The 20,022-nt window shown below is 65.0% G+C and carries 23 protein-coding genes; 7 read left to right on the forward strand and 16 right to left on the reverse strand.

Annotation, left to right across the window (positions count from 1 at the left end):
* Positions 1 to 58: 58 nt before the first annotated feature.
* Positions 59 to 1,183: an OmpA family protein gene (locus G404_RS0104530; RefSeq protein WP_028640035.1), complete on the reverse strand. Its 1,125-nt coding sequence runs from the start codon at positions 1,181 to 1,183 to the stop codon at positions 59 to 61.
* A 443-nt stretch (positions 1,184 to 1,626) separates the two neighbouring features.
* Here G404_RS0104530 and G404_RS20720 point away from each other — a divergent pair, with 443 nt between their 5' ends.
* Positions 1,627 to 2,010, forward strand: coding sequence for a hypothetical protein (locus G404_RS20720; protein WP_211230730.1), 384 nt, complete (start codon positions 1,627 to 1,629; stop codon positions 2,008 to 2,010).
* A 43-nt stretch (positions 2,011 to 2,053) separates the two neighbouring features.
* Here the strand turns inward: G404_RS20720 and G404_RS0104540 are convergent, their stop codons facing one another.
* The 6 genes from G404_RS0104540 to G404_RS0104570 all read right to left on the reverse strand — a co-directional run bounded on the left by G404_RS0104540 (position 2,054) and on the right by G404_RS0104570 (position 7,165).
* Positions 2,054 to 3,757 (reverse strand): DEAD/DEAH box helicase, encoded by a 1,704-nt coding sequence (locus G404_RS0104540; protein ID WP_028640037.1) that lies wholly within the window; start codon positions 3,755 to 3,757, stop codon positions 2,054 to 2,056.
* Between the two features lie 116 nt (positions 3,758 to 3,873).
* Positions 3,874 to 4,152 carry a hypothetical protein gene (locus G404_RS18060; RefSeq protein WP_036520395.1) on the reverse strand — a complete coding sequence of 93 codons (279 nt, stop codon included), beginning with the start codon at positions 4,150 to 4,152 and terminating at the stop codon, positions 3,874 to 3,876.
* Positions 4,153 to 4,413: 261 nt separating this feature from the next.
* The gene (gene infA / locus G404_RS0104550; RefSeq protein ID WP_028640038.1) at positions 4,414 to 4,674 is read right to left on the reverse strand and encodes a translation initiation factor IF-1; all 261 of its coding nucleotides are present in this window, start codon (positions 4,672 to 4,674) and stop codon (positions 4,414 to 4,416) included.
* Between the two features lie 4 nt (positions 4,675 to 4,678).
* Positions 4,679 to 4,885, reverse strand: a complete 207-nt coding sequence (locus G404_RS0104555) for a cold-shock protein (protein ID WP_028640039.1) — start codon at positions 4,883 to 4,885, stop codon at positions 4,679 to 4,681.
* 184 nt (positions 4,886 to 5,069) lie between these two features.
* Positions 5,070 to 5,723, reverse strand: coding sequence for a VC0807 family protein (locus tag G404_RS0104565; protein ID WP_245584389.1), 654 nt, complete (start codon positions 5,721 to 5,723; stop codon positions 5,070 to 5,072).
* Positions 5,720 to 7,165: an 8'-apo-carotenoid 13,14-cleaving dioxygenase gene (locus tag G404_RS0104570; RefSeq protein WP_028640041.1), complete on the reverse strand. Its 1,446-nt coding sequence runs from the start codon at positions 7,163 to 7,165 to the stop codon at positions 5,720 to 5,722. Before G404_RS0104570 ends, G404_RS0104565 begins: the two co-directional genes overlap by 4 nt.
* 28 nt (positions 7,166 to 7,193) lie before the next feature.
* Here G404_RS0104570 and G404_RS0104580 point away from each other — a divergent pair, with 28 nt between their 5' ends.
* On the forward strand, positions 7,194 to 7,760 hold the full coding sequence (locus G404_RS0104580) for a TetR/AcrR family transcriptional regulator (protein WP_245584390.1): 567 nt from the start codon (positions 7,194 to 7,196) through the stop codon (positions 7,758 to 7,760).
* Here the strand turns inward: G404_RS0104580 and G404_RS0104585 are convergent.
* Genes G404_RS0104585 through dctA form a run of 3 tightly spaced genes read right to left on the reverse strand, consistent with a single transcriptional unit; the run spans position 7,757 to position 10,418 of the window.
* The gene (locus tag G404_RS0104585; protein ID WP_028640043.1) at positions 7,757 to 8,362 is read right to left on the reverse strand and encodes a 2-hydroxychromene-2-carboxylate isomerase; all 606 of its coding nucleotides are present in this window, start codon (positions 8,360 to 8,362) and stop codon (positions 7,757 to 7,759) included. The two genes, G404_RS0104580 and G404_RS0104585, sit on opposite strands and share 4 nt — an antisense overlap.
* A gap of 5 nt (positions 8,363 to 8,367) precedes the next feature.
* Positions 8,368 to 9,111 carry an SDR family NAD(P)-dependent oxidoreductase gene (locus G404_RS0104590; protein ID WP_028640044.1) on the reverse strand — a complete coding sequence of 248 codons (744 nt, stop codon included), beginning with the start codon at positions 9,109 to 9,111 and terminating at the stop codon, positions 8,368 to 8,370.
* A gap of 20 nt (positions 9,112 to 9,131) precedes the next feature.
* On the reverse strand, positions 9,132 to 10,418 hold the full coding sequence (gene dctA, locus G404_RS0104595; RefSeq protein WP_051280179.1) for a C4-dicarboxylate transporter DctA: 1,287 nt from the start codon (positions 10,416 to 10,418) through the stop codon (positions 9,132 to 9,134).
* 142 nt (positions 10,419 to 10,560) lie between these two features.
* Between dctA and G404_RS0104600 the strand changes: the two genes are divergently transcribed.
* Positions 10,561 to 11,832 carry a metal-dependent hydrolase family protein gene (locus G404_RS0104600; RefSeq protein WP_051280180.1) on the forward strand — a complete coding sequence of 424 codons (1,272 nt, stop codon included), beginning with the start codon at positions 10,561 to 10,563 and terminating at the stop codon, positions 11,830 to 11,832.
* A gap of 43 nt (positions 11,833 to 11,875) precedes the next feature.
* Here the strand turns inward: G404_RS0104600 and G404_RS0104605 are convergent, their stop codons facing one another.
* The gene (locus G404_RS0104605) at positions 11,876 to 12,148 is read right to left on the reverse strand and encodes a BufA1 family periplasmic bufferin-type metallophore (protein WP_028640047.1); all 273 of its coding nucleotides are present in this window, start codon (positions 12,146 to 12,148) and stop codon (positions 11,876 to 11,878) included.
* A gap of 173 nt (positions 12,149 to 12,321) precedes the next feature.
* On the opposite strand from G404_RS0104605, the gene bufA2 reads away from it, so the two are divergent.
* The 3 genes from bufA2 to G404_RS0104620 all read left to right on the forward strand — a co-directional run bounded on the left by bufA2 (position 12,322) and on the right by G404_RS0104620 (position 14,243).
* Entirely contained in the window at positions 12,322 to 12,609 is a 288-nt protein-coding gene (gene bufA2, locus G404_RS0104610; protein ID WP_051280181.1) for a BufA2 family periplasmic bufferin-type metallophore, read from the forward strand.
* 69 nt (positions 12,610 to 12,678) lie between these two features.
* Entirely contained in the window at positions 12,679 to 13,497 is an 819-nt protein-coding gene (gene bufB / locus G404_RS0104615; RefSeq protein WP_028640049.1) for an MNIO family bufferin maturase, read from the forward strand.
* Complete coding sequence (locus G404_RS0104620) at positions 13,494 to 14,243, forward strand: HvfC/BufC N-terminal domain-containing protein (RefSeq protein ID WP_028640050.1); 750 nt, start codon at positions 13,494 to 13,496, stop codon at positions 14,241 to 14,243. Before bufB ends, G404_RS0104620 begins: the two co-directional genes overlap by 4 nt.
* Positions 14,244 to 14,249: 6 nt before the next feature.
* On the opposite strand, the gene G404_RS0104625 is transcribed toward G404_RS0104620, so the two are convergent.
* The 4 genes from G404_RS0104625 to G404_RS0104640 all read right to left on the reverse strand — a co-directional run bounded on the left by G404_RS0104625 (position 14,250) and on the right by G404_RS0104640 (position 18,139).
* Positions 14,250 to 14,891: a DUF1109 domain-containing protein gene (locus tag G404_RS0104625; protein WP_028640051.1), complete on the reverse strand. Its 642-nt coding sequence runs from the start codon at positions 14,889 to 14,891 to the stop codon at positions 14,250 to 14,252.
* Positions 14,888 to 15,427 (reverse strand): sigma-70 family RNA polymerase sigma factor, encoded by a 540-nt coding sequence (locus G404_RS0104630; RefSeq protein ID WP_028640052.1) that lies wholly within the window; start codon positions 15,425 to 15,427, stop codon positions 14,888 to 14,890. The genes G404_RS0104625 and G404_RS0104630 overlap by 4 nt, the downstream gene beginning before the upstream one ends.
* Before the next feature lie 93 nt (positions 15,428 to 15,520).
* Positions 15,521 to 16,930, reverse strand: a complete 1,410-nt coding sequence (gene astD, locus G404_RS0104635; protein WP_028640053.1) for a succinylglutamate-semialdehyde dehydrogenase — start codon at positions 16,928 to 16,930, stop codon at positions 15,521 to 15,523.
* 12 nt (positions 16,931 to 16,942) lie between these two features.
* The gene (locus G404_RS0104640; protein ID WP_028640054.1) at positions 16,943 to 18,139 is read right to left on the reverse strand and encodes an aspartate aminotransferase family protein; all 1,197 of its coding nucleotides are present in this window, start codon (positions 18,137 to 18,139) and stop codon (positions 16,943 to 16,945) included.
* Between the two features lie 113 nt (positions 18,140 to 18,252).
* On the opposite strand from G404_RS0104640, the gene G404_RS0104645 reads away from it, so the two are divergent.
* Positions 18,253 to 19,128, forward strand: coding sequence for a LysR family transcriptional regulator (locus tag G404_RS0104645; protein WP_028640055.1), 876 nt, complete (start codon positions 18,253 to 18,255; stop codon positions 19,126 to 19,128).
* Between the two features lie 20 nt (positions 19,129 to 19,148).
* On the opposite strand, the gene G404_RS19750 is transcribed toward G404_RS0104645, so the two are convergent.
* Positions 19,149 to 19,829 carry a hypothetical protein gene (locus G404_RS19750; RefSeq protein WP_051280183.1) on the reverse strand — a complete coding sequence of 227 codons (681 nt, stop codon included), beginning with the start codon at positions 19,827 to 19,829 and terminating at the stop codon, positions 19,149 to 19,151.
* Positions 19,830 to 20,022 lie beyond the last annotated feature (193 nt).

Raw genomic sequence — 20,022 nt, forward strand, 5'->3', positions numbered from 1 at the left:
GGGGGCCGGATCGCTCCGGCCCCCCCGCCCCTTTTCTTCGATCGGATCGGGCGCAGGATCAGTTGCCTGCGCCAGGTCCATAATTGATTTCCACGCGACGGTTCTGCAATTCGCGCACGCCGTTGGCGGTGGGCACGCGCTGGTTGGCTTCACCATACGCATGGGACGAAATTGCCCCGGCAGCGACGCCGTGGCTGGTCAGATAGGCCTGCACCGAGGTATCGCGACGACCGGCAAGGCCCATATTGTAGACCGGCGTGCCCGAACTGTCGGTATAGCCGGCCAGCGTGATCGGCACGGTGCCGCAATTGCCATAGGCGGTAACCGCGCTGTCGAGAATCTGGGCGGCTTCTGCCGAAATGTCCGATTTGTCCCAGTCAAAGAACACGATGTACGGCCCCTTGTTGCACACTTGCGCGATGACGATCGGCGGCGCCGGGGGTGGTGGCGGCGGCAGCGGCGCAGGCGGCGGCGGCGGCGGCGGGGCTGCGGCCGGTTCGACCGCCGGTTGCGGGGCAACGCGCCCAAAGTTGTAGGTCAAGGTGGCCAGCACCGAGTGCGAGCGCAGCTTGGCCGTGCGGTCGGCCCCCTCTTCGGACACGAAATGGTTGGCGCCGGTCGGATTGAAGTACCGGTAGCGTACGCCCAGATCGATATGGCGGCCAAGCGGTACGGTCAGGCCCGCCAAGCCCTGCCAGGCAAAGCCGTCGGCGCGAGCATAGATCTGATCGCCATATTGCGAATGTTCTTCAAGCCTGGTCCGGGCATAACCGGCACCACCACCGACATACAATTTCAGCCCGCCCCAATGCCCCAGGCCGAGCAACGCATTGCCCATCGCAGCATAGGTCTGGGTGCGACCGGCCAGGCCATTGCCATTGGTGGTGACCACGGTGCCCGCGTCGCCCCCGAAATAGCGATCCTGTTCATGCAGTGTGGAGCGGTTGAAAAAGCCTTCGGCTTCGAGCCGGAAATGGCCGAAGTCATACCCGACGGCAGAGCCAGCCTCCCATCCGGTGCTGAAACGGTCGGTATAATCCAGGCTGCCGGGCGCATAGACGTTGGCACGTTCCTGTTTGACCCCGCCCCCTTCGACCGTGATGTAGGGGCCGGTATCGTCGGCAAAGGCCGGTCCGGCCATCGCGCACGACGCCAGCGCCGCAGCAACAAAAAGCTTGTTCATCAAATTGTCCATTCTTTCGCGTGAAATCTTCGAGCGTGCCGGGTGAAGTGCGCGCAGGGGGCAGCCGGCTGGCCGGCCCGAAAGGCTTGGCCAGGCAGACGCGGCCAAGTCCTGCAAAAGGCGACACACAAAGCGACGGTCGCACACCGCCAACCCTTGAAACGTGGTCTATGCGAGTGTTCCGCCGCTGATGATACCGACCATCAAAGCCGCATGGCAACGTGGATGGAGACTATGCGGCTGCGAACAACGTGCCGGCAGGTACGGCCGCCCGGCCACCCTGCCCAGCGTCGGAATGTACCCAGTTGGCACACGGCAATGCCCGTGATCGCGCGGCGGCGGTTCTGCGTAGATTCCGGTCCTGCCGACCGGACACGCGCATTTTATGGTGCGCGCCTGGTCTGCCGGGATGCGGGCCACTGTCTTAGCCAGGAAAATTGCCCATGGATGTCCGTAAAATGTTTGTCACGTTGTCCGCGCTGGGGCTTGCCGCGGGGGTTCTGCCTGTGGCCCCGGCCGTCGCCCAGCACCAAAGCGAGGCCCATGGCGGAGGGGGCGGCCAGATGCACGGCGGTGGCGGAGGCGGTCATGGTGGCGGCGGACGGATGCACGGCGGCGGCGGCCACGGATATGGCGGCGGTGGCCAGATGCATGGTTACGGCGGCGGCCACGGATATGGCGGTGGCTATCGCGGGTCGCGCGCCGGATGGGGCCGCGGCTTCGGCTATTATGCCGGTTACCCCTGGTATTGCCGCGAACACCGCCATTGGCGGTGGAGCCGTCGGTTGCAGACCTATGTCTACTGGACCGGCGGCGGGTATTGCTGATCGGCAGGCGGCGCAGGTCTTGCCTGCGCCGCCCACATCCTGATCAGTCCCGGCGCCGGGGCGGACCCTTGCGCACCGGTCCGCGCGGACCGCGTGGTGCCTGCCCGGCGTTGTCGCGCGAATGGGTGGGCTTGTTGTCCTTGGGCGGTTCGGGCGAAAATTCGATGGTGATGCCGCTTTCATCTTCGGCACCGGGGATCGACGTGCGCTTCAGCGCGGCGCGGAATTTCGCCTCGACATTGCGCGGCACCTGGAAATAGGTGTCGTTGGCTCCGATGCGGATCGCCCCGATTTCGTTGCGGGTGATATGCCCGCGCCGGCACAGCAGCGGCAGGATCCAGCGTGGATCGGCGTTCTGGCGACGGCCGATATCCATGCGGAACCAGGCCACGTCTTCAAACCCGGCGCGCCGTTCGGGCCGTGCGCCAGGCTCAGGCGCCGATGCCTCGATCAGGTCTTCGGGTTCGGGCACGCCCTTCTTGCGCGCGACGACCAGCGCCAGCGCCACATCAAGCGGTTCCATCGTTTCGATGATGCGTTGCGCCATCGCGCGATCGCCGTCGCTGGCTTCGACCGGTTGGGCCAGGTCCTGCAGCAGGCGTTCCCGATCGCGATCGCGGATCGCTTCGGACGACGGCACCGGCACCCAGGTGGCGGTAACGCGCGCATCGCGCAGCATGCCTTCGACGCGGCGGCGGCGCGGATAGGGCACCACCAGCACGGCCGTGCCTTTGCGCCCCGCGCGGCCGGTACGGCCGGACCGGTGTTGCAGCACTTCGGCATCGCGCGGCACTTCGACATGGACAACCAGGCTGAGCGAGGGGATATCGATCCCGCGCGCGGCCACGTCGGTGGCGACGCAGATCCGTGCACGGCCGTCACGCAGCGCCTGAAGCGCGTTGTTGCGCTCGTTCTGGCTGTGTTCGCCCGACAACGCCACCGCGGCAAAACCGCGTTCGATCAGCGATGCGTGGAGATGACGCACATTGTCGCGCGTGGCACAAAACAGGATCGCGGTTTCCGCCTCGTGAAACCGGACCAGATTGATCACCGCGTTTTCGATGTCGGCGGGCGACACCGCGACCGCCTGGTAATCGATATCGCCATGCCCCGAGCTTTCGCCGACGGTCGAGATGCGCAGCGCGTCGCGCTGATAGCGCTTGGCCAGCGCCACGATCGGGCGCGGCATCGTTGCCGAAAACAGCAACGTACGCCGCTCGTTCGGAGTTGCCTCGAGGATTTCCTCAAGATCGTCGCGAAAGCCCATGTCGAGCATTTCGTCGGCTTCATCGAGCACGACATACCGCAGTGCCGACAGGTCGAGCGCGCCGCGTTCAAGGTGATCGCGCAGGCGTCCGGGCGTGCCGACCACGATCTGCGTGCCGTGGTTCAGCGCGCGGCGCTCCTTGACCGCATCCATCCCGCCAACGCAGGTGGTGATGCGCAAGCCCGTCTTGGCAAACAGCCACATCAATTCGCGGCTGACCTGCAGCGCCAGTTCGCGCGTAGGCGCAATCACCAACGCCAGCGGGCTGCGGCCATAGGCTTCGCCTTCGCCGGCCAGGATGCGTTCGGCCATGGCGATGCCAAAGGCCACGGTCTTGCCCGATCCGGTCTGGGCCGAAACGAGCAAATCGCGATTTTGCGCCTCTGCTGCCAGAACGGCGGCCTGAACCGGGGTCGGTTCGGCATAGCCTTGTTCGGCAAGCGCGGTGGCGATCAACGGAGGAAGTGAAGAAAAGGGCATAATGTTTATGACTTTGGGCTTTTGGCTCAGGCGCGACACATTGCGGTTTGGCACCTGCAGGCAGAAACGGGAAACGCCGGGGTCAGACCCCGGCGCACAATCGAGTGATCCGCGCCTTATACGGTTTCGTGGCCGGATGCAGCCCCGAACAACATGGCAGGATCGGGCCGGGTGTCGAAGCCGGTAGCCGTCAGATCGGTTTCGACCTGGCGTGCCACCTTTTCCGCATCGCGTTTTTCACGCGCAGCGGTGATTTCGATTTCCCGGTCGGCCAATGCCTGCCACGCAGCCCCGGCCCGCGTGTAGGTTTCACGCTGGTTGGCCAACGTGGCGCGCTCTGCCGATTTGGCGCAGAGTGCGGCCTGATCGAGGTAGAACTGGCAAGATGCAGACATGTCGGCCCCTTTCGGCTCTGCCATTACAACGGCAGATACGCACTTCGGCACGCCGGAAGGATTAATCCACCATATCGAGGATCAGGCGCTGCAATTCCTGGCGTGACAGCACAGGCGGAGGGCGGCGCGAAACGATTGGGCCGCTTGGCGCGGCAACGACGGGTTTTGGCGAAATGTGCAGTTGATAAGTACTGAAGACAGAATTTGACGTAAACATTGAGATCCTTGACGCTCTTGTGGCGCCTGATTGTATTGGTTGGTTCAGCGCCGCTTGCGCGGGGGTCCGCCGGGTCCGCCACCAGGACCCTTGTCCCGGAAAACGATGCGACCCTTTTGCAGGTCATAAGGGGTCATTTCAACGCGAACCCTGTCGCCAACGACTGACCGGATGCGGAATTTGCGCATCTTGCCAGCCGTATAGGCGATGATCCGATGGTCGTTTTCAAGCATGACGCCAAAACGACCATCGGGCAGGATTTCGTCGATCTGGCCTTCGAGGGTCAAAAGCTCCTCTTTGGCCATACGATCAGACCGCTTCGATGTTGACAGCCGCAGTCTTGCCCCGACGGTCGGTTTCGAGCTCGTACTTCAGGCGCTGATCCTTGAGCAGCGTGCGAAGACCGGCGCGTTCGACCGCACTGATGTGGACAAAGTTGTCGGGCGTGCCATCATCGGGTGCGATAAAGCCATAGCCCTTGTCGGTATTGAAAAATTTCACGGTGCCTACTGGCATGATCCGGTTCCTTACACAGGTAGAATGGTCTGCCGACAAAGGTGCCGGCAGAGCGAAGAGTCGTGATAAGGATCGGAAGGCGAAGGAGCCGAAAGTCCAGTCTCAGGCGACGTTAGCCACCCTCATATAGGCGACATCGCACCAAAGTGCAATGTCTGTTCCGGCGATGTTCGCATGAAGGGGCTCAATCGCGCGCATGGGCCTGCGCCAGACGTGTCCTGCGGCGGCGATAAAGCACGGTCCAGCCGGTCAATCCGCCGATCGTGACATAGCCGACAACGGGCCCCACAATCAGATATTGCGCCACGCTGGTGGTATAGATCAGCAGGACCGAAACCGCAAAATCAAGCAGCAGGCCAAAGCCCCAGGCCAGTGTCATCACCATGATCGTGCGGCGCAAAAACGGATCGTTGCGTCGCGCATCGAAGGCCGCCAGTGATTCGGCGGATTCGCGCGCCACGGTCGCGCGCGCCAGCGGCCCGATCAGCGGCCGGCCGATCGCTGCCGATCCCAGGAACGCCATGGCGATCGACGCCGTCACCAGCTTTTCGCGCAATTGCAGAAACCGCGCCGAGCCGCCGCCAGCCATCGCGATCAACGACAACGCGATCCCCACCAGCACCATGATCGACAGGGCATCGATCCGGCGATGGCGGGCAAGCCCGACCAGCGTCCACACGAGCGGCGGCGCGCACGATGCCAGCAGCGCCGGAACTTCGCCCCAACGGTCCTGCAGAATGGCATAGATCAGCGCCGGGGCGGCAATGTTAATGGCGCCTTCGACGATCACCACCGGGCCGTTCCGGCGCAGCCAGGCCAGGGCCGTGTCGCGGCTCACTTGGCAGTGCCTGTTGCAATCCAGTTGCCGTGAAAGCCCGGCGGAACACGGTGCGGCAGATGGATCATTGCCACCGGCGGCGCGTCGAACTGGCGGGCATCGAGAATGACCAGATCGGTGGTGCTGTGCGCCATATCGACCACCAGCCCGACCAGCCAGCCATATCCTTCGGGCGCATCGGCCGTGTGCGGTACGAACACGAATTCGCCGGGATAGCGGTCAGGCCCGAAATCATGGACCTGCCGCGTGCCGGCGACCAGATCATGCGCATAAAGCCGGGTCGATCCGATAAACCGGTCGTCGGGCTCGGTTGGCGTCGCCATCGTCCAGGCATGGCGATAGGGCTGCCCGAAAAAGCGTTCATCGCAACGCGGAAATTCCTGCGGCGCCGGATCGAGTGTCGTCATCGTGACGGTCTGCGATTGCGGGTCGATCGTCCAGCGTTCAAGCCCCCGCGCCCGCGCATCGGGGCCTTGCGCTCCATCGCCGAACATCGTGTCATAGGTACAAAGATCAAGCACCACCGTGCCGTCGGCAGCGTCATAGGCATTGGCAACGTGGAATGCGAAACCCGTGGCACCCTGACACCAGATGATATCGTCCTGCGTGCCATGGCGCGGCATCAGGCCGATGCGGCCAGGATGCGCCGGATTCCAGCGATAGGGAAATCCGTGCCCGGCAATATGGGTCTTCATCGAAAACGTGACCGGCAGATCGAGAATGACCACATAACGCCCGGTGATCGCGCAATCGTGGATCATCGGCCCGTGGCGCACCGCGATCGGTTCTTCGCGGATCACACGGGCCTGCGCATCGACCACGACGTGACGGATCGTGGTCAGATCGCCGGCGGCATAAGCGATTGCATGGTGTTCGCCGGTCAACGGATCGTGATGCGGATGGGCCGAAAAACTGCCGTGGAGCGTGCCATCAAACGGATTGAAGGCCTGTCCGTCGAGCGTTTCATCCAGTTCGACCGGATAACTGCCGGCCTCGACCAGCGCGAACGTGCGCCCGGCAATATCGAGCACATTGGTGTTGACCGTGTCGAAGATATGACGCGGTCCCGGTGCGGGCTCGACCCCCAGGGCATCTGCCACAGCGTTCGAGCGGATCCAGCGGTTGCGATACCACAACGCCTGTCCGTCGGCGATGGCCAGGCCGTGCACCATGCCGTCGCCGATGAACCAGTGATAGGCGCCGGCATTGGCCGCCACCGGGTTCGGGCCGATGCGCAGATAGCGGCCATTCAAACCGTGCGGGATTGTGCCGGTAACGTCGAGCGCGGTCAGGGTCAGCTGATCGGTCATCGGCGTATGAATGCCGGTCAGGAATGGGCTGCCGCCGGCAGGGGGCGCCAGCCGGCTGCGATTGAAGCTGGCCAGCGCCTCGATCCCGCGTGTGACTGTGCCGCGAATCAGTGTCTCGATTGCGCTTCCCATTGCCGGCTCCTATGTTTACAGTGTTACCATGACCGCAAATGCTAACACTGTCAACATGGTTCGTCGCAGCTATCATCACGGTGACCTGCGTGCCGCGCTGATCGCCGAGGGGCTGCGCCTGCTGGCCGATCAGGATGCGCAATCGCTGTCCTTGCGCGAAGTGGCGCGCAACATCGGCGTCAGCCCGACATCGGTCTATCGCCATTTTCCCGACAAGGATGCGCTGATGACCGCACTGGCGGTGGATGGGCTGAAACAACTCGGGCTGGCGCAGGCCGCCGCCAGCGAACTGGCCGGTGGCGGCCCTGCCGGATTTGCCGCAACGGGCCGTGCCTATGTGCGGTTTGCGCTCGACAATCCGGCGCTGTTCCGCCTGATCTTTGCCTCACCCGCGTTGCGTGCGGCCGATCTGGGCAATGCCCGATTGGCAGGTGACATGTTGCAGACCAACGCCATGCGACAGGCTGCGCACGAAGGCGGCGAAGCCGGCCTGCGCGCGATCAGGGCCTGGTCGCAGGTCCATGGTCTGGCGATGCTGATGCTCGATGGCCAGATTCCGGTCGATCAGGACGTGATCGAACGCGCGATCGGTTAAGCCGTCAGCTGTGCCTCGATCTGGGGCAGCCGTTCCTTGCCGAAATAGATCGCGCCATCGACCCACATCGTGGGAATGCCAAAGGCGCCGCGCGCAGCCGCAGCCTCGGTGCTGGCGGCAAGTTCGGCCTTGATCGCGGCGTCCTGCGTTGCGGCAAGCAGCGCCGCGCCGTCGAGGCCTGCGGCATTCATCACCGCGACATAGACGTCGGGATCGTCCATCGCGCACCCTTGTTCCCACATCGCGGCAAGGCCGGCTTCGACGTAGGCCGCCTGCTCGCCGCGGTGGCGGGCAGCGACCAGTCCGCGCATCAGCAACAGCGTATTCACCGGGAAATGCGGGTTCATCGCAAACCCGGTCAGGCCGTGGCGCGCGATGAAACGCTGCATTTCCAGATGTTCGTACGCCATTTTGCCCTTGATCGACCCGAACGCCACCATCGGTGCCTGGTTGCCGGTCAGCTTGAACAACCCGCCCAGCAGGCAGGGGACCAATCGCAGTTCGGCATCGTGGCGCCGTGCCATCTCGGGCAGGACCTGCCACACGAGATAGGCATTGGGGCTGCCGAAATCGAACAGCAATTCAATCAGTGGACGGGTCATGCAGGTCACCATTGTTCGCGCCAGGGGCGCAAGTCGATTTCGTGGCTCCACGCTGATCGCGGCTGGCGGTGCAACCACAAATAGGCCTGGGCAATGTCGTCGGGTTTCAGGATCGCATCGTCGCGCAGCAGGTCGGTGGTGTCGCCCACGCGTTCGCGGATGAACACGCCGTCGATCGATCCGTCGCAGATCACGTGCGCCACGTGCACGCCCTGCGGACCGAGTTCGCGCGCCATCGATTGGGCCAGTGCGCGCAAGCCATGTTTGGCGGCGGCAAAGGCCGCAAAGCCTTCGCGCCCGCGCACGCTGGCGGTGGCGCCGGTAAACAGGATCGTGCCGGCCCCGCGCGGCACCATCACCCGCGCCGCTTCGCGCCCGGCAAGAAACCCGGCAAAACAGGCCATTTCCCAGACCTTGGTGAAAACGCGTGCGGTGGTTTCGCGAATGCCGAACTGCACATTGGCACCGATGTTGAACACCACAACGCCGATCGGCCCGATCTCGCGTTCGATCCGGTCAAACAGCGCCACGGTTTCCTGTTCCGAACGAGCATCGACGCCAAAGGCATGCGCCTGCCCGCCGGCGCCGCGGATGCCGTCGATCAGTGCATCGAGCTGGGCCAGATTGCGCGCGCGGCGGGTTACGCAGACCGGGTGTCCGTCGGCCGCGAAGGCGCGGGCAACCGCCTGCCCCACGCCCTCGCCGGCGCCGATCACCACGCAGACCGGTTTCGCGGGATCGTTGTCCATCGCGGTTTGCCCTAAGGGGTTCATGCGCGTGTTCCGCCCAGCGCCGTGGCCAGCCGTTCGCGATCGAGCGTGCCTTCCCAGCGCGCAACGACCAGCGTCGCGACAGCGTTGCCCATGAAATTGGTCAGGCTGCGGCATTCGGACATGAAGCGGTCGATCCCCAGAATCAGTGTCATCCCGGCAATCGGAATCGATGGCACGATCGCCAGCGTTGCCGCAAGCGTGATAAAGCCCGCACCGGTAACGCCGGCGGCGCCCTTTGACGACAGCATCGCCACGCCCAGCAGCAGCAATTGCTGACCCAGCGTCAATTCCACTTTGCACGCCTGGGCGATGAACAGCGCGGCCAGCGTCATGTAGATATTGGTTCCGTCAAGATTGAAGCTGTAGCCGGTGGGCACGACCACGCCGACAATCGCGCGCGGCACGCCTGCATCTTCCATCTTCTGCATCAAGCCAGGCAGTGCGGATTCCGACGAGGACGTGCCCAGCACCAGCAACAGTTCCTGCCCCAGATAGCGCGCCAGCCGGAACACCGAGAACCCGCACAGCCAGCCGACCACACCAAGAATGCCGAACACGAACACGAACGAGGTGACGTAAAACGTCGCCACCAGCATGGCCAGCTTGGCCAGCGCCGCCACCCCGAACTTGCCCACGGTAAAGGCCATGGCACCGAATGCACCGACCGGCGCCGCGCGCATCAGGATCGCCACGAGCCGGAACATGACCGCGCCCAGATCTTCGAACACGCCCAGCAGACGTTCGCCCGCGCCCGGCACAGTGGCCAGCGCCACACCGAACAGCACCGCCACCACCAGCACCTGAAGAATATTGCCTTCGGTCTGCGACGAAAGCAGCGTGTCGGGGACCAGGCCCAGGAAAAATCCGATCAGCGTGGTATCATGCGCCTTTGCGACATAGTCGGCCACTTTGGTCACATCGAGCGCGCCGGGTGCGATCGCGAAACCTGCCCCGGGGCGCACCACATTGGCGACCACCATGCCCAGCACGAGGGCAAAGCCCGACATGACCGCGAAATAACCGAGCGCACGCGCCGCCACCCGGCCCAGTGCGCCCAGATCGCGCATGCCCGCGATGCCTGTAACGATCGACACGAAAATCACCGGCGCAATCACCATCCGCACCAGCTTGACAAAAAAGTCGCCCAGCGGGCGCAGCGCCTCGCCAAAGTGTGGTGCAAACGCACCCACTGCGACCCCCGCAACGATCGCAATCATCACCTGCACCGGCAGCCGACCCAGCGCACGAACCGTTTTTGATGCCACCTGCAGACCCTCTGTCATTTGAATTGCCCCGCACCGCCTTAATGCGAAGCACGCCATTCGCAAAGAGATCCGCGCCGACGTTGCCCGGTATCGTGCCACAGGCTTTTACTGGGCAGCCGTGGCGTTGCGGAATGTGTCCATGCCGCCTAGCATACAGCGCATGAAAACCCTGTTTTGCCGTGCGATCGTCGCGTTTGCCGCCTGTATGCCGCTGCCCGCCATGGCTGCGCCGACCCTGCTGCGCCCGGCCCAGGTGTTCGACGGGGTCGACGCCACCGCGCATCCGGGATGGCAGGTGCTGGTCGACGGCGACAGGATCGTTGCAGTCGGGACAAATCTGCCGGTTCCGGCAGGCGCCAAAGTGATCGATCTGCCGGGCGCGACGCTGATGCCGGGGATGATCGAGGGGCACGGTCATCTGTTCCTGCACCCCTATAACGAAACGCCATGGGACGATCAGGTGCTGCACGAGCCACTGGCGCTGCGCACGGCGCGCGCCGTGGCGCAGGCGCGCGCGACACTGCTGGCCGGGTTTACCACCGAACGCGACCTGGGCACCGAAGGCGCCGGCTTTGCCGATGTCGGTTTGCGCGATGCCATAGCCCAGGCGATCGTGCCCGGGCCGCGCATGCTGGTTGCGACACGCGCGATCGTGGCGCGCGGTGCCTATGGCCCCAAAGGGTTCGAACCGGGCGTGCCGATACCCCAGGGCGCCGAAGAAGTATCGGGCATCGACGAAATCGTGCGCGCGGTGCGCGGTCAGATTGCCGCCGGGGCCGATGTGGTCAAACTCTATGCCGATTACCATTACCAGCGCGGTGAACCCAGCCGCCCGACGCTGACGCTGGCGGAGATGACCGCCGCGGTTGCCGCCGCGCACGATGCCGGGCGGCCCGTTGCAGTTCATGCAGTCACGGCCGAAGGCATGCGCCGCGCAATTGCGGCGGGCGTCGATACGATCGAACATGGCGATGAAGGCACGCCCGAGCTGTTTCGTGCGATGCATGACAAAGGCATTGCCTATTGCGCAACGCTGGCCGCCAGTGATGCGATTGCCCGGTATCGCGGGTGGAATGGCCAAGGCACACCGCCTGCGGCGGTGACAGAGGCGGTGCACGCGTTCCACCTGGCCATGACCGCGGGAACGCCCTTGTGCATGGGTGGCGATGTCGGCGTGTTTGCCCACGGCACCAATGCGCGCGAAATGGAACAGATGCAGGCGGCCGGCCTGCCCCCGGCCCAGGTGCTGATCGCGGCGACATCGGGCAATGCCCGGTTCTTCGGTCTGCGTGACAAGCTGGGCAGTGTGAAGCCGGGTCTGTTGGCAGATCTGATTGCAGTGGCGGGCGACCCTACGCGCGACGCAGCCGCAGTGCGCCACGTGGTCATGGTGATGAAGGGCGGCACTGTCATCACCGCGCCGCGGGACTGACCGTAACGACCGCAGACAACGGCGCTTCGGCCCCCCGTTGCGATCAGCTGGTGCGGGGGGTCAGCGATCCCTTGCCTTTGGGCGTGCTGATCGTGGTGCAGGTGCCGGCCTTGACCATTTTCCACAGATTGCCCTGATAATCGGCCTTTTGCGTGCCCGCGCACGATGTCACGCCACCCGCGGCGCAATCGTTCTGTCCGGCGCGCGCGACGCCGTAACATTTTTCCATCGCCGGCTTGCCATCTGCGGCCTGCGCGGCCCCGGCGGCAAGACCCAGCGCCACGCTGGCGGCAAAGGCGGCGGGGGCAAGTTTCATGCGGTGTTCTCCTGCCGGACTGTTCCGTTCGGTGTCGTTGTGCCCCAAAACGGCCCGTGCATCGACTGCCCTTGCGCACAGTTTGCCGCAAAACGGTGGATCGGGTGTAACCATGTGCGAACATGGCGCGAAGGGGGTCATGCCACACTGGCACACCTGAGGAGGATCGTTCCATGACCAAGCCCGTTTCGCGTTATGCGCCCAATGCCCTGATGCTTGCCAGCCAGGCGGCCCTGGTTGCCGCGGCGCTGGCCGCACTGCCCGCACCTGCCATGGCCGACCAAACTCCGGCCGCCAAGGCAGTGCATTGCTATGGCATCAACAGCTGCAAAGGCACGTCCGACTGTGCCACCGCCAAGAACAGCTGCAAGGGCCAGAACAGCTGCAAAGGCCAAGGCTTCAAGGCCGAGAGCAAGGACCAGTGCATGGCCGACGGCGGCAGCCTGACCGAACCCAAGTAATCCCCCCTGTTCGATGGCCGCCCATAACGGGCGGCCATCGCCCCTTTTGCAAGCGGACACGCCACGACCATGCCCACGCCCCTGTCCGGATTTGGCCTTGGCATGCGCCGGCCGCATTATGCCAGCTATCTGGCGGGCGATGCTCCGGTTGATTTTGTCGAAGTGATTTCGGAAAATTTCATGGTCGAAGGCGGCCGGCCGCTCGATACGCTGCTGCGGGTGCGCGAACATTACCCCGTTGCGCTGCACGGGGTGTCCTTGTCGGTCGGATCGGCCGATGGCCCCTCGATCGATTATCTCGACCGGCTGAAAACGCTGGTTGAACGGATCGATCCGGCGGTGGTGTCCGACCATCTGTGCTGGACCGGCGTGGGCGGGTTCAATTCGCACGACCTGCTGCCAGTGCCGCTGACGGACGAGGCGCTCGACACCGTGTGCCGTACGATCGACCGGGCGCAAAGCCATCTGGGCCGACGCATGCTGTTCGAAAACCCGTCGAGCTACATCGCGTTTCCGGGCACGATCACCGAATGGGATTTTCTGGGCGAAATGGTCCGCCGCACCGGCTGCGGCCTGCTGCTCGACGTGAACAATGTGTTTGTCAGCGCAATGAACCACGCAATCGACCCCTTCGCCTGGCTCGATGGCCTGCCGCTGCATGCGGTCGGGCAGATCCACCTGGCCGGGCACAGCCAGGGCGCGCACGGGCTGATCGATACGCATGATGCGCCGGTCGATCCGGCGGTGTGGGCGCTGTATGCCAAGGTGATCGGCCGCACCGGCCCCGTGCCGACAATGATTGAACGCGACGGCAACATTCCCGATCTTGGCGAATTGCTGGCCGAACTGGCGACAGCGCGCGCGGTTGTGGCAGAGCCGGTGGCATGAGCGACATCGCGCCACTGGCCACGGTGCAGCACCGGTTCTGCGCCTGGTTGACCGAACCCGATGAAGACCGCGCGGCCGAGCTGGCGCAAGCGCTGCATGTGGGGCCGGGCCTGGTCGTCTATCAGAACAATTACCGTGTCGCGCTGATCGATGCCTTGCGCGAAACGCATCTGCGCGCGGCGGCATGGCTGGGCGAAGCTGCGTTTGCGGCCGCGGCGGCGCGCCATATCGATGCACACCCCCCGACACGCTGGACGATCGACGCCTATGGCACCGGTTTTCCCGAGGGGCTGCGCGCGACCGACCCGGTTGCGGTCGATCTGGCCACGATCGATCGCGCCATCGGCGATGCGTTTGTCGCCGCCGATGCAATGCCGGCCGAGGCCACGGCGCTGGCCGCGGTCGACTGGGAACGGGCAGCCATCCGTCCTGTGCCGTCACTGGCGCTGATCCCGGTCGAAACTAACGCCGATGCCATCTGGCTGGCGTTGGTGGCTGAGACCGCGGTGCCGCAACCCTGTGCCTTGCCCGGCACAGTGCTGGTCTGGCGTCAGGGGTTCGAGCCGGTGATGCGCCGTGGCGACCCACTCGAATGCCGTATCCTGCGCCGATCGCTTGACGGCACCGCCTTTGCCACGATCTGCGAAGATCTGGCCGACGAAGGTGATCCCGAACAGGTGGTCACCCGTGCCGGAACGGCGCTGGGTCGGTGGCTGGGCGAATCCATGATCGCCGGATTCGACTGATCGTCCTTACCAGCGCAGCAGGCGCGGCCCCGCCAGACGCCCGACCAGCGCGGCCCCCAGCATCCCCAGCGAATACCAGGTCAGCACGAACAGGGCCGAGGTTTCCGGGCAGTGCAGGCAATACAATGTCGCGCCCCACGCCCCTGCGGCCATGCCCGCGCTGGTGCCGGCCAGCGCCAGCCGCGTCGGGGCAAGCCGGCGGAATGACCAGGCAAGCCCGGCAAAGATCGGCAGGGCAAGCAGGAACACATTGCGCGAACAGATCGTCCAACTGGCCCCGAGCCACATCGCCAGCCATGGCGCACCAGGTGCTGCGGCCAATTCGAACGCGGCGATCACTGCCAGCCCCAGCACCGGAACCGCCATCAGCCATAGTGACGCACCGACCCGGCCATCGGGCCGCGCCAGCCGCGACGCCGCGACAGTGGCACAGACCGCAAGACTGATCGTATAGGCCCATTTCAGCCAGAACGTGGACCCGTGCATGGCCAGCGCCAGATCGGGACGCAAGCCAAGCCAGCCGATCACCGCCGCCAGCGTGACCAGAGCACCGCCGACAAGGCCCAGCGCCAGTCGCAGGCCCAAAGCATGGCGCGGCACGGGCCGAAGATCCTGCGCCAGGCTGGCAATCAGATCATCGCTATTCACAGCCAGCTGTCCCTGACCCGCGCCGCCAGCGCCTTGAGCCCGCGATGCGCCGATACCTTCACGTCGGATTCGCCGATGCCCAGGCGCTCTGCCGCTTCAGCCGTGTTCAACCCATCGATGCGCGTGGCGCGCAACACTGCGGCCTGTTTTTCGGGGATCGTTGCCAGCAGGCGATCAAGATCGGACCGCGCGTCGCTGGCTTCGGCAAAGGCAAAGTCATCGGCCAGTTCAGGCAGATCGTCGATCGGCGTGGTGCGGCCCGACCGGCGATAGCGATCGATCAGTTTGTACCGCGCGATCGCATAGACCCAGGCCCCCAGCGGGCGGTCAGGGTCATAAGTGGCACGGCGTTGGTGCACGGCGATCAGCGTTTCCTGCACAAGGTCCTCGACATCATCATCCCGCCCGCCAAGCCGGCGACGGAAAAACCCGCGCAATGGCATCAACAGCGCGCGCAACAGCGCTGCATGCGCAGCGCCATCGCCCGCCAGCCCTGCCAGCATCAAAGCCCGCAGGCGATCATCATCCTGCCGCATGCGCATCTACCCCTGCGTATTCGTGGTACGCAGCGGTTTGGTTACAGCAGGTCCGGACAAAGGTCAGCGCAAAAAGTTGGCGCGCCAGCGCGATCAGGTCAGCCCGGTGATCGGCACCGGGGTCAGATCCGACGCTTCGAAGCTGGCCACCGGATAAGCGCAATAGTCGGCCGCGTAATAGGCGCTGGGGCGATGATTGCCCGATTCGCCCAGGCCTCCGAACGGCGCGGCCGAGGCGGCACCGGTTGTCGGCCGGTTCCAGTTGACCACGCCTGCGCGGATTTCGGTGACAAACCGATCCCACAGCGCGGGATCGGCGGCCAGCAGACCGGCGCTGAGGCCGAACGCGGTGTCGTTGGCGGCGGCGATGGCTGCGGCAAAATCGGCCACGCGCACGATCTTGAGCACCGGGGCAAAGATTTCCGCATCGGGTGTGGCAATGCCCGTGGCATCGAGCAGCACCGGGCCAAAGAACGCCTGGCCCCGCCCGTCGACGACATTGCAATCAAGCAGCACCCGACAGCCCGACGCGACCAGCCCGGCCAGCGCCGCGCGTGCGCCTAGCGCTGCCTGCACCGAAATCAGCGGGCCCATGAACGCGGTGTCATCGCCCGAACCGATCGGCAGGCGTGCCGACAGATCGACCAGCGCGGCCACCAGCGCATCGCCGGCAGGTCCCTGCGGCACGATCAGGCGGCGCGCGCACGAACAGCGTTGCCCGGTGGTGACAAAGGCCGAATGCACCACCAGATTGGCCAGCACCGCCGAATCGGTGGCGTCATCCCACACCACCAGCGGATTGTTGCCGCCCAGTTCAAGTGCCAGGATCACCCCCGGCCGATCCACAAAGGCGCGGCGGAAATGGCGCCCCGCGGTGGCCGATCCGGTGAACAGCAGGCCATCGATATCCTGTTCGATCAGCGCCGCCCCGGTGTCGCGTCCGCCCTGCAGCACCTGCAACACATCGCCCGGCAGGCCCGCTGCGTGCCAGGCATCGACCATTGCCGCGCCCACGCCGGGCGTCAGTTCGGATGGCTTGAACACCACCGTATTGCCCGCCAGCAAAGCCGGCACGATATGCCCGTTGGGCAGGTGACCGGGAAAATTGTAGGGCCCCAGCACCGCCATGACGCCGTGGGGATGGTGGCGCAATACCGCGCGGCCAAAGGGCTGCGCGCCGGCGCTGACGCCGGTGCGTTCGGCCTGCGCGCGGATCGAAATATCGACTTTGCCGATCATCGCGGCCACTTCGGTGCGCGCTTCCCACAGCAATTTGCCGGTTTCGCGCGCGATCAGCAGCGCCAGGTCTTCGCGCCGCGCCTCAAGCACGCCGGCATAGGCACGCGCCATCGCGATTCGGTGTTCCACAGGCAGCCGCGCCCAGCCCGGGCCGGCAGCGCGGGCACGCGCCACCGCGTCGGCCGCACCGGCCGCATCGGTCACCGGGCCCTGCCACACCACTTCGCCGGTGGCCGGGTTCAAAGATTGCAGCATTTCGATCATCCCGACATTCCTTCAGGCCGCTTGTGCCATGCGGCGGCGGGTCGTGGCAAATGCCATGGCCAGGCGATCCAGCGCGGCATCGACTTCGTGCGCAGTGATGATCAGCGGTGGCAAGAGCCGGATGCAGTTTTCACCACCGCCTGCGACCAGCAGCCCGTGTTCGCGTGCGGTTGCCATCATTTCGCGGTTGTTGACCACCAGCCTGACCCCGATCAGCAGGCCTTTGCCCCGCACATCGACCGCCACATCGCGATAGGCCGCAACCAGCGTGCCGAGGCCTGCGGCAAAACGGTCGCCCATCGCACGGGCATGGTCGAGCAGGGCCGGATCGGCAAGCAGGTCGAACGCGGCATTGCCCACCGCCATGGCCAGCGGATTGCCGCCGAATGTGGTGCCGTGCGTGCCAACCACCATGCCCTGCGCCGCATCGCGGGTGGCCAGACACGCGGCCATCGGGAACCCGCCGCCCATCGCCTTGGCAATCGCCATGATGTCGGGTTCGGCACCCGGCGCCCACTGGTGCGCGAACAGACGACCGGTGCGGCCCATGCCGCATTGCACTTCGTCATGGATGACCAGCACGCCGGCGGCGTGCGCCATCGCTTTCAACGCCTGCAGCCATTCAACCGACAGCGCGCGGGCCCCGCCTTCGCCCTGGACCGGCTCGACCAGCACGGCCGCGGTGGTCGGTGCCGCGATCGCGGCGGCAAGGCCCGCTGCATCATCGACCGACACGTGCACATAACCGGGCAGACGCGGGCCGAACCCTTCGAGATAGGACGGGTTGCCCGAGGCATTGACCGCCGCATAAGTCCGGCCATGGAACGATCCGGCAAAGCCGATCACGTCGATGCGTTCGGGATTGCCCCGCGCCGCATGATACCGGCGTGCGGTCTTGATCGCGCATTCGATCGCCTCAGTCCCCGAATTGGCAAAGAACACCACGTCGGCGAACGAGGCCCCGGTCAGCTTTTCGGCCAGTTCTTCCTGCCCAGGGATGCGAAAGATATTCGATACATGCCACAGCCGTGCGGCCTGCTGCTGGATCGCGGCGACCAGTTTGGGGTGGCAATGGCCCAGGGCATTGGTGGCGATCCCGCTGACGCAATCGAGATAGGTCTGCCCGTCGCGCGCGTGCAGCCACACGCCTTCGCCGCGGTCGACCTCGACCGGGGCTCGATTGTACACGCCCATCAATGCATCGGTCATCGTGCGGCCTTTCGCGAAAACTGGTTACCTGTTGCAAATATCGCATGGTCGGGGCATTCCAAAACAAGGAATGCGCATCCTTTGATGCGCCAGACGCATCAAGCAGGGCTGCAATGACCAACCGTTCGCTGCTGCCGCCGATGGGGGCGATACATGCCTTTGTCGAATCCGCCGCAACCGAGAATTTCTCGACCGCAGGTGCGCGGCTGGGGCTGAGCCAAAGCGCGATCAGCCGGCAGATTGCGGTGATCGAAGCCATGGCGGGCACGCCGTTGTTCGAACGGCGCGGCCGGCGCGTGGTGCTGAATGCTGCCGGGCGGCAGGTGCATGCCGCGCTGGTTCCCGCACTTGACCAGATTGCCGGCGCAATGCGCGCGGTGCGGGCGCGCGAAAGCGAATTGACCGTGGCCACCCTGCCCGGTTTTGGCATGCGCTGGCTGGCGCCGCGCCTGCCGCAATTGAGCGCACGGCACCCCGACCTGATCGTCAATCTGACCGTGCGGATCGATCCGTTCGACCTGACCCGGGAAGGGTTCGATGCGGCCATCCATTTCGGCGCACCCGACTGGCCCGACGCAGAGCATCATTTCCTGTTCGAAGAGGACCAGGCCGCGGTTGCGGCGCCGGGTTGGGCCGACGCGCACGACGTGTACCGACCCGAACATGTGATCAATGCGCCTTTGCTGTTTCAAAGCCTGCGCCCGACCGCCTGGAACGACTGGCTGGCAGCACAAGGCATTGCGGCACCGCGGTTGACCGGGGCGCGGTTTGATCAGTTCATGATTCTTGCTCAGGCCGCCGCCGCCGGCTCGGGCCTGGCGCTGATCCCGCGGTTTCTGATCGAGCCGGAACTGGCTGCGGGCACGTTGGTCGAACCCTTTGCGCACCGGCTGAAAAGCCGTTCGGCCTATTGGCTGGTGCACGCAAAAGGGCCGGTGTCGCCGGCCCTTGTACGATTTCGCGATTGGCTGACCGGGTTGCAAACCTGATCAGCCGATCATCCGAAGGTTTAACGGTGACCGCCATGGCCGCCGCCGTAACCACCATGACCACCACCGGCATAGGCGTGTCCGCCACCGGCATAGGCGTGTCCGCCACCGCCATAGGCATGGCCGCCGCCCGCATAGGCTGCGTGCCCACCGGCGGCATAGCCGCCATGATAGCCGCCGTTCGCGTATCCGCCATGGTATCCGCCGTTGGCATAACCGCCGTGATAGCCGCCGTTGACATAGCCACCGCGGTATCCGCCATTGGCATAACCGCCGCGATAGCCGCCGTAGGCATAGCCGCCGCGATAGCCGCCAACCACGAACGGATGGGCATAGCGCGCACCGCCATACCACCAACCGCCGTCATGCCAGCCCCAGCCGAGGTTCACGTAATACGAGGCCGGATAGCAATAGCCGTCATAACCGGGATAGGCGGAATAGCAGGGCGGCGGCGCATAGGCGACCGGCGGAGCGTAATAGCCGACCGGAACCGGCGCCACATAAGGGCCATGATCCGACGCAATCGCAACCCCGGCGGCAAGTCCGATCAAGCCAGCGGCAACCGCAACGCCGCCGCCGCCGTGATGGTATTCGCCGCCCCAAGGCCGTGCCTCTGCCGGCGCTGCACCTGCAAGAACGCCGGCTGCCGCGGTTGCGGCAAGCACGGAGCCGAGCACCGCTTTTTTGAAGATGGTCTTCATGGTCTGCCTCCTTGTCGGCGTTGTCAGGGGGTGAAACTTGATCCCGACAGCGATTCGTTGGTGTTAAAGCCTGTTTACCGTCTGGAACCTGAACGCTGGTGGAAGCGGGGATGCAGCGAATGTTCATCTGCGGCAGCCCGCCGCCAAATTGCGGGGGACCGATTGCGCATCGCCCGCTTATGCTATAATTCAT

The organism is Novosphingobium acidiphilum DSM 19966, from assembly GCF_000429005.1.
Taxonomy (GTDB): domain Bacteria; phylum Pseudomonadota; class Alphaproteobacteria; order Sphingomonadales; family Sphingomonadaceae; genus Novosphingobium; species Novosphingobium acidiphilum.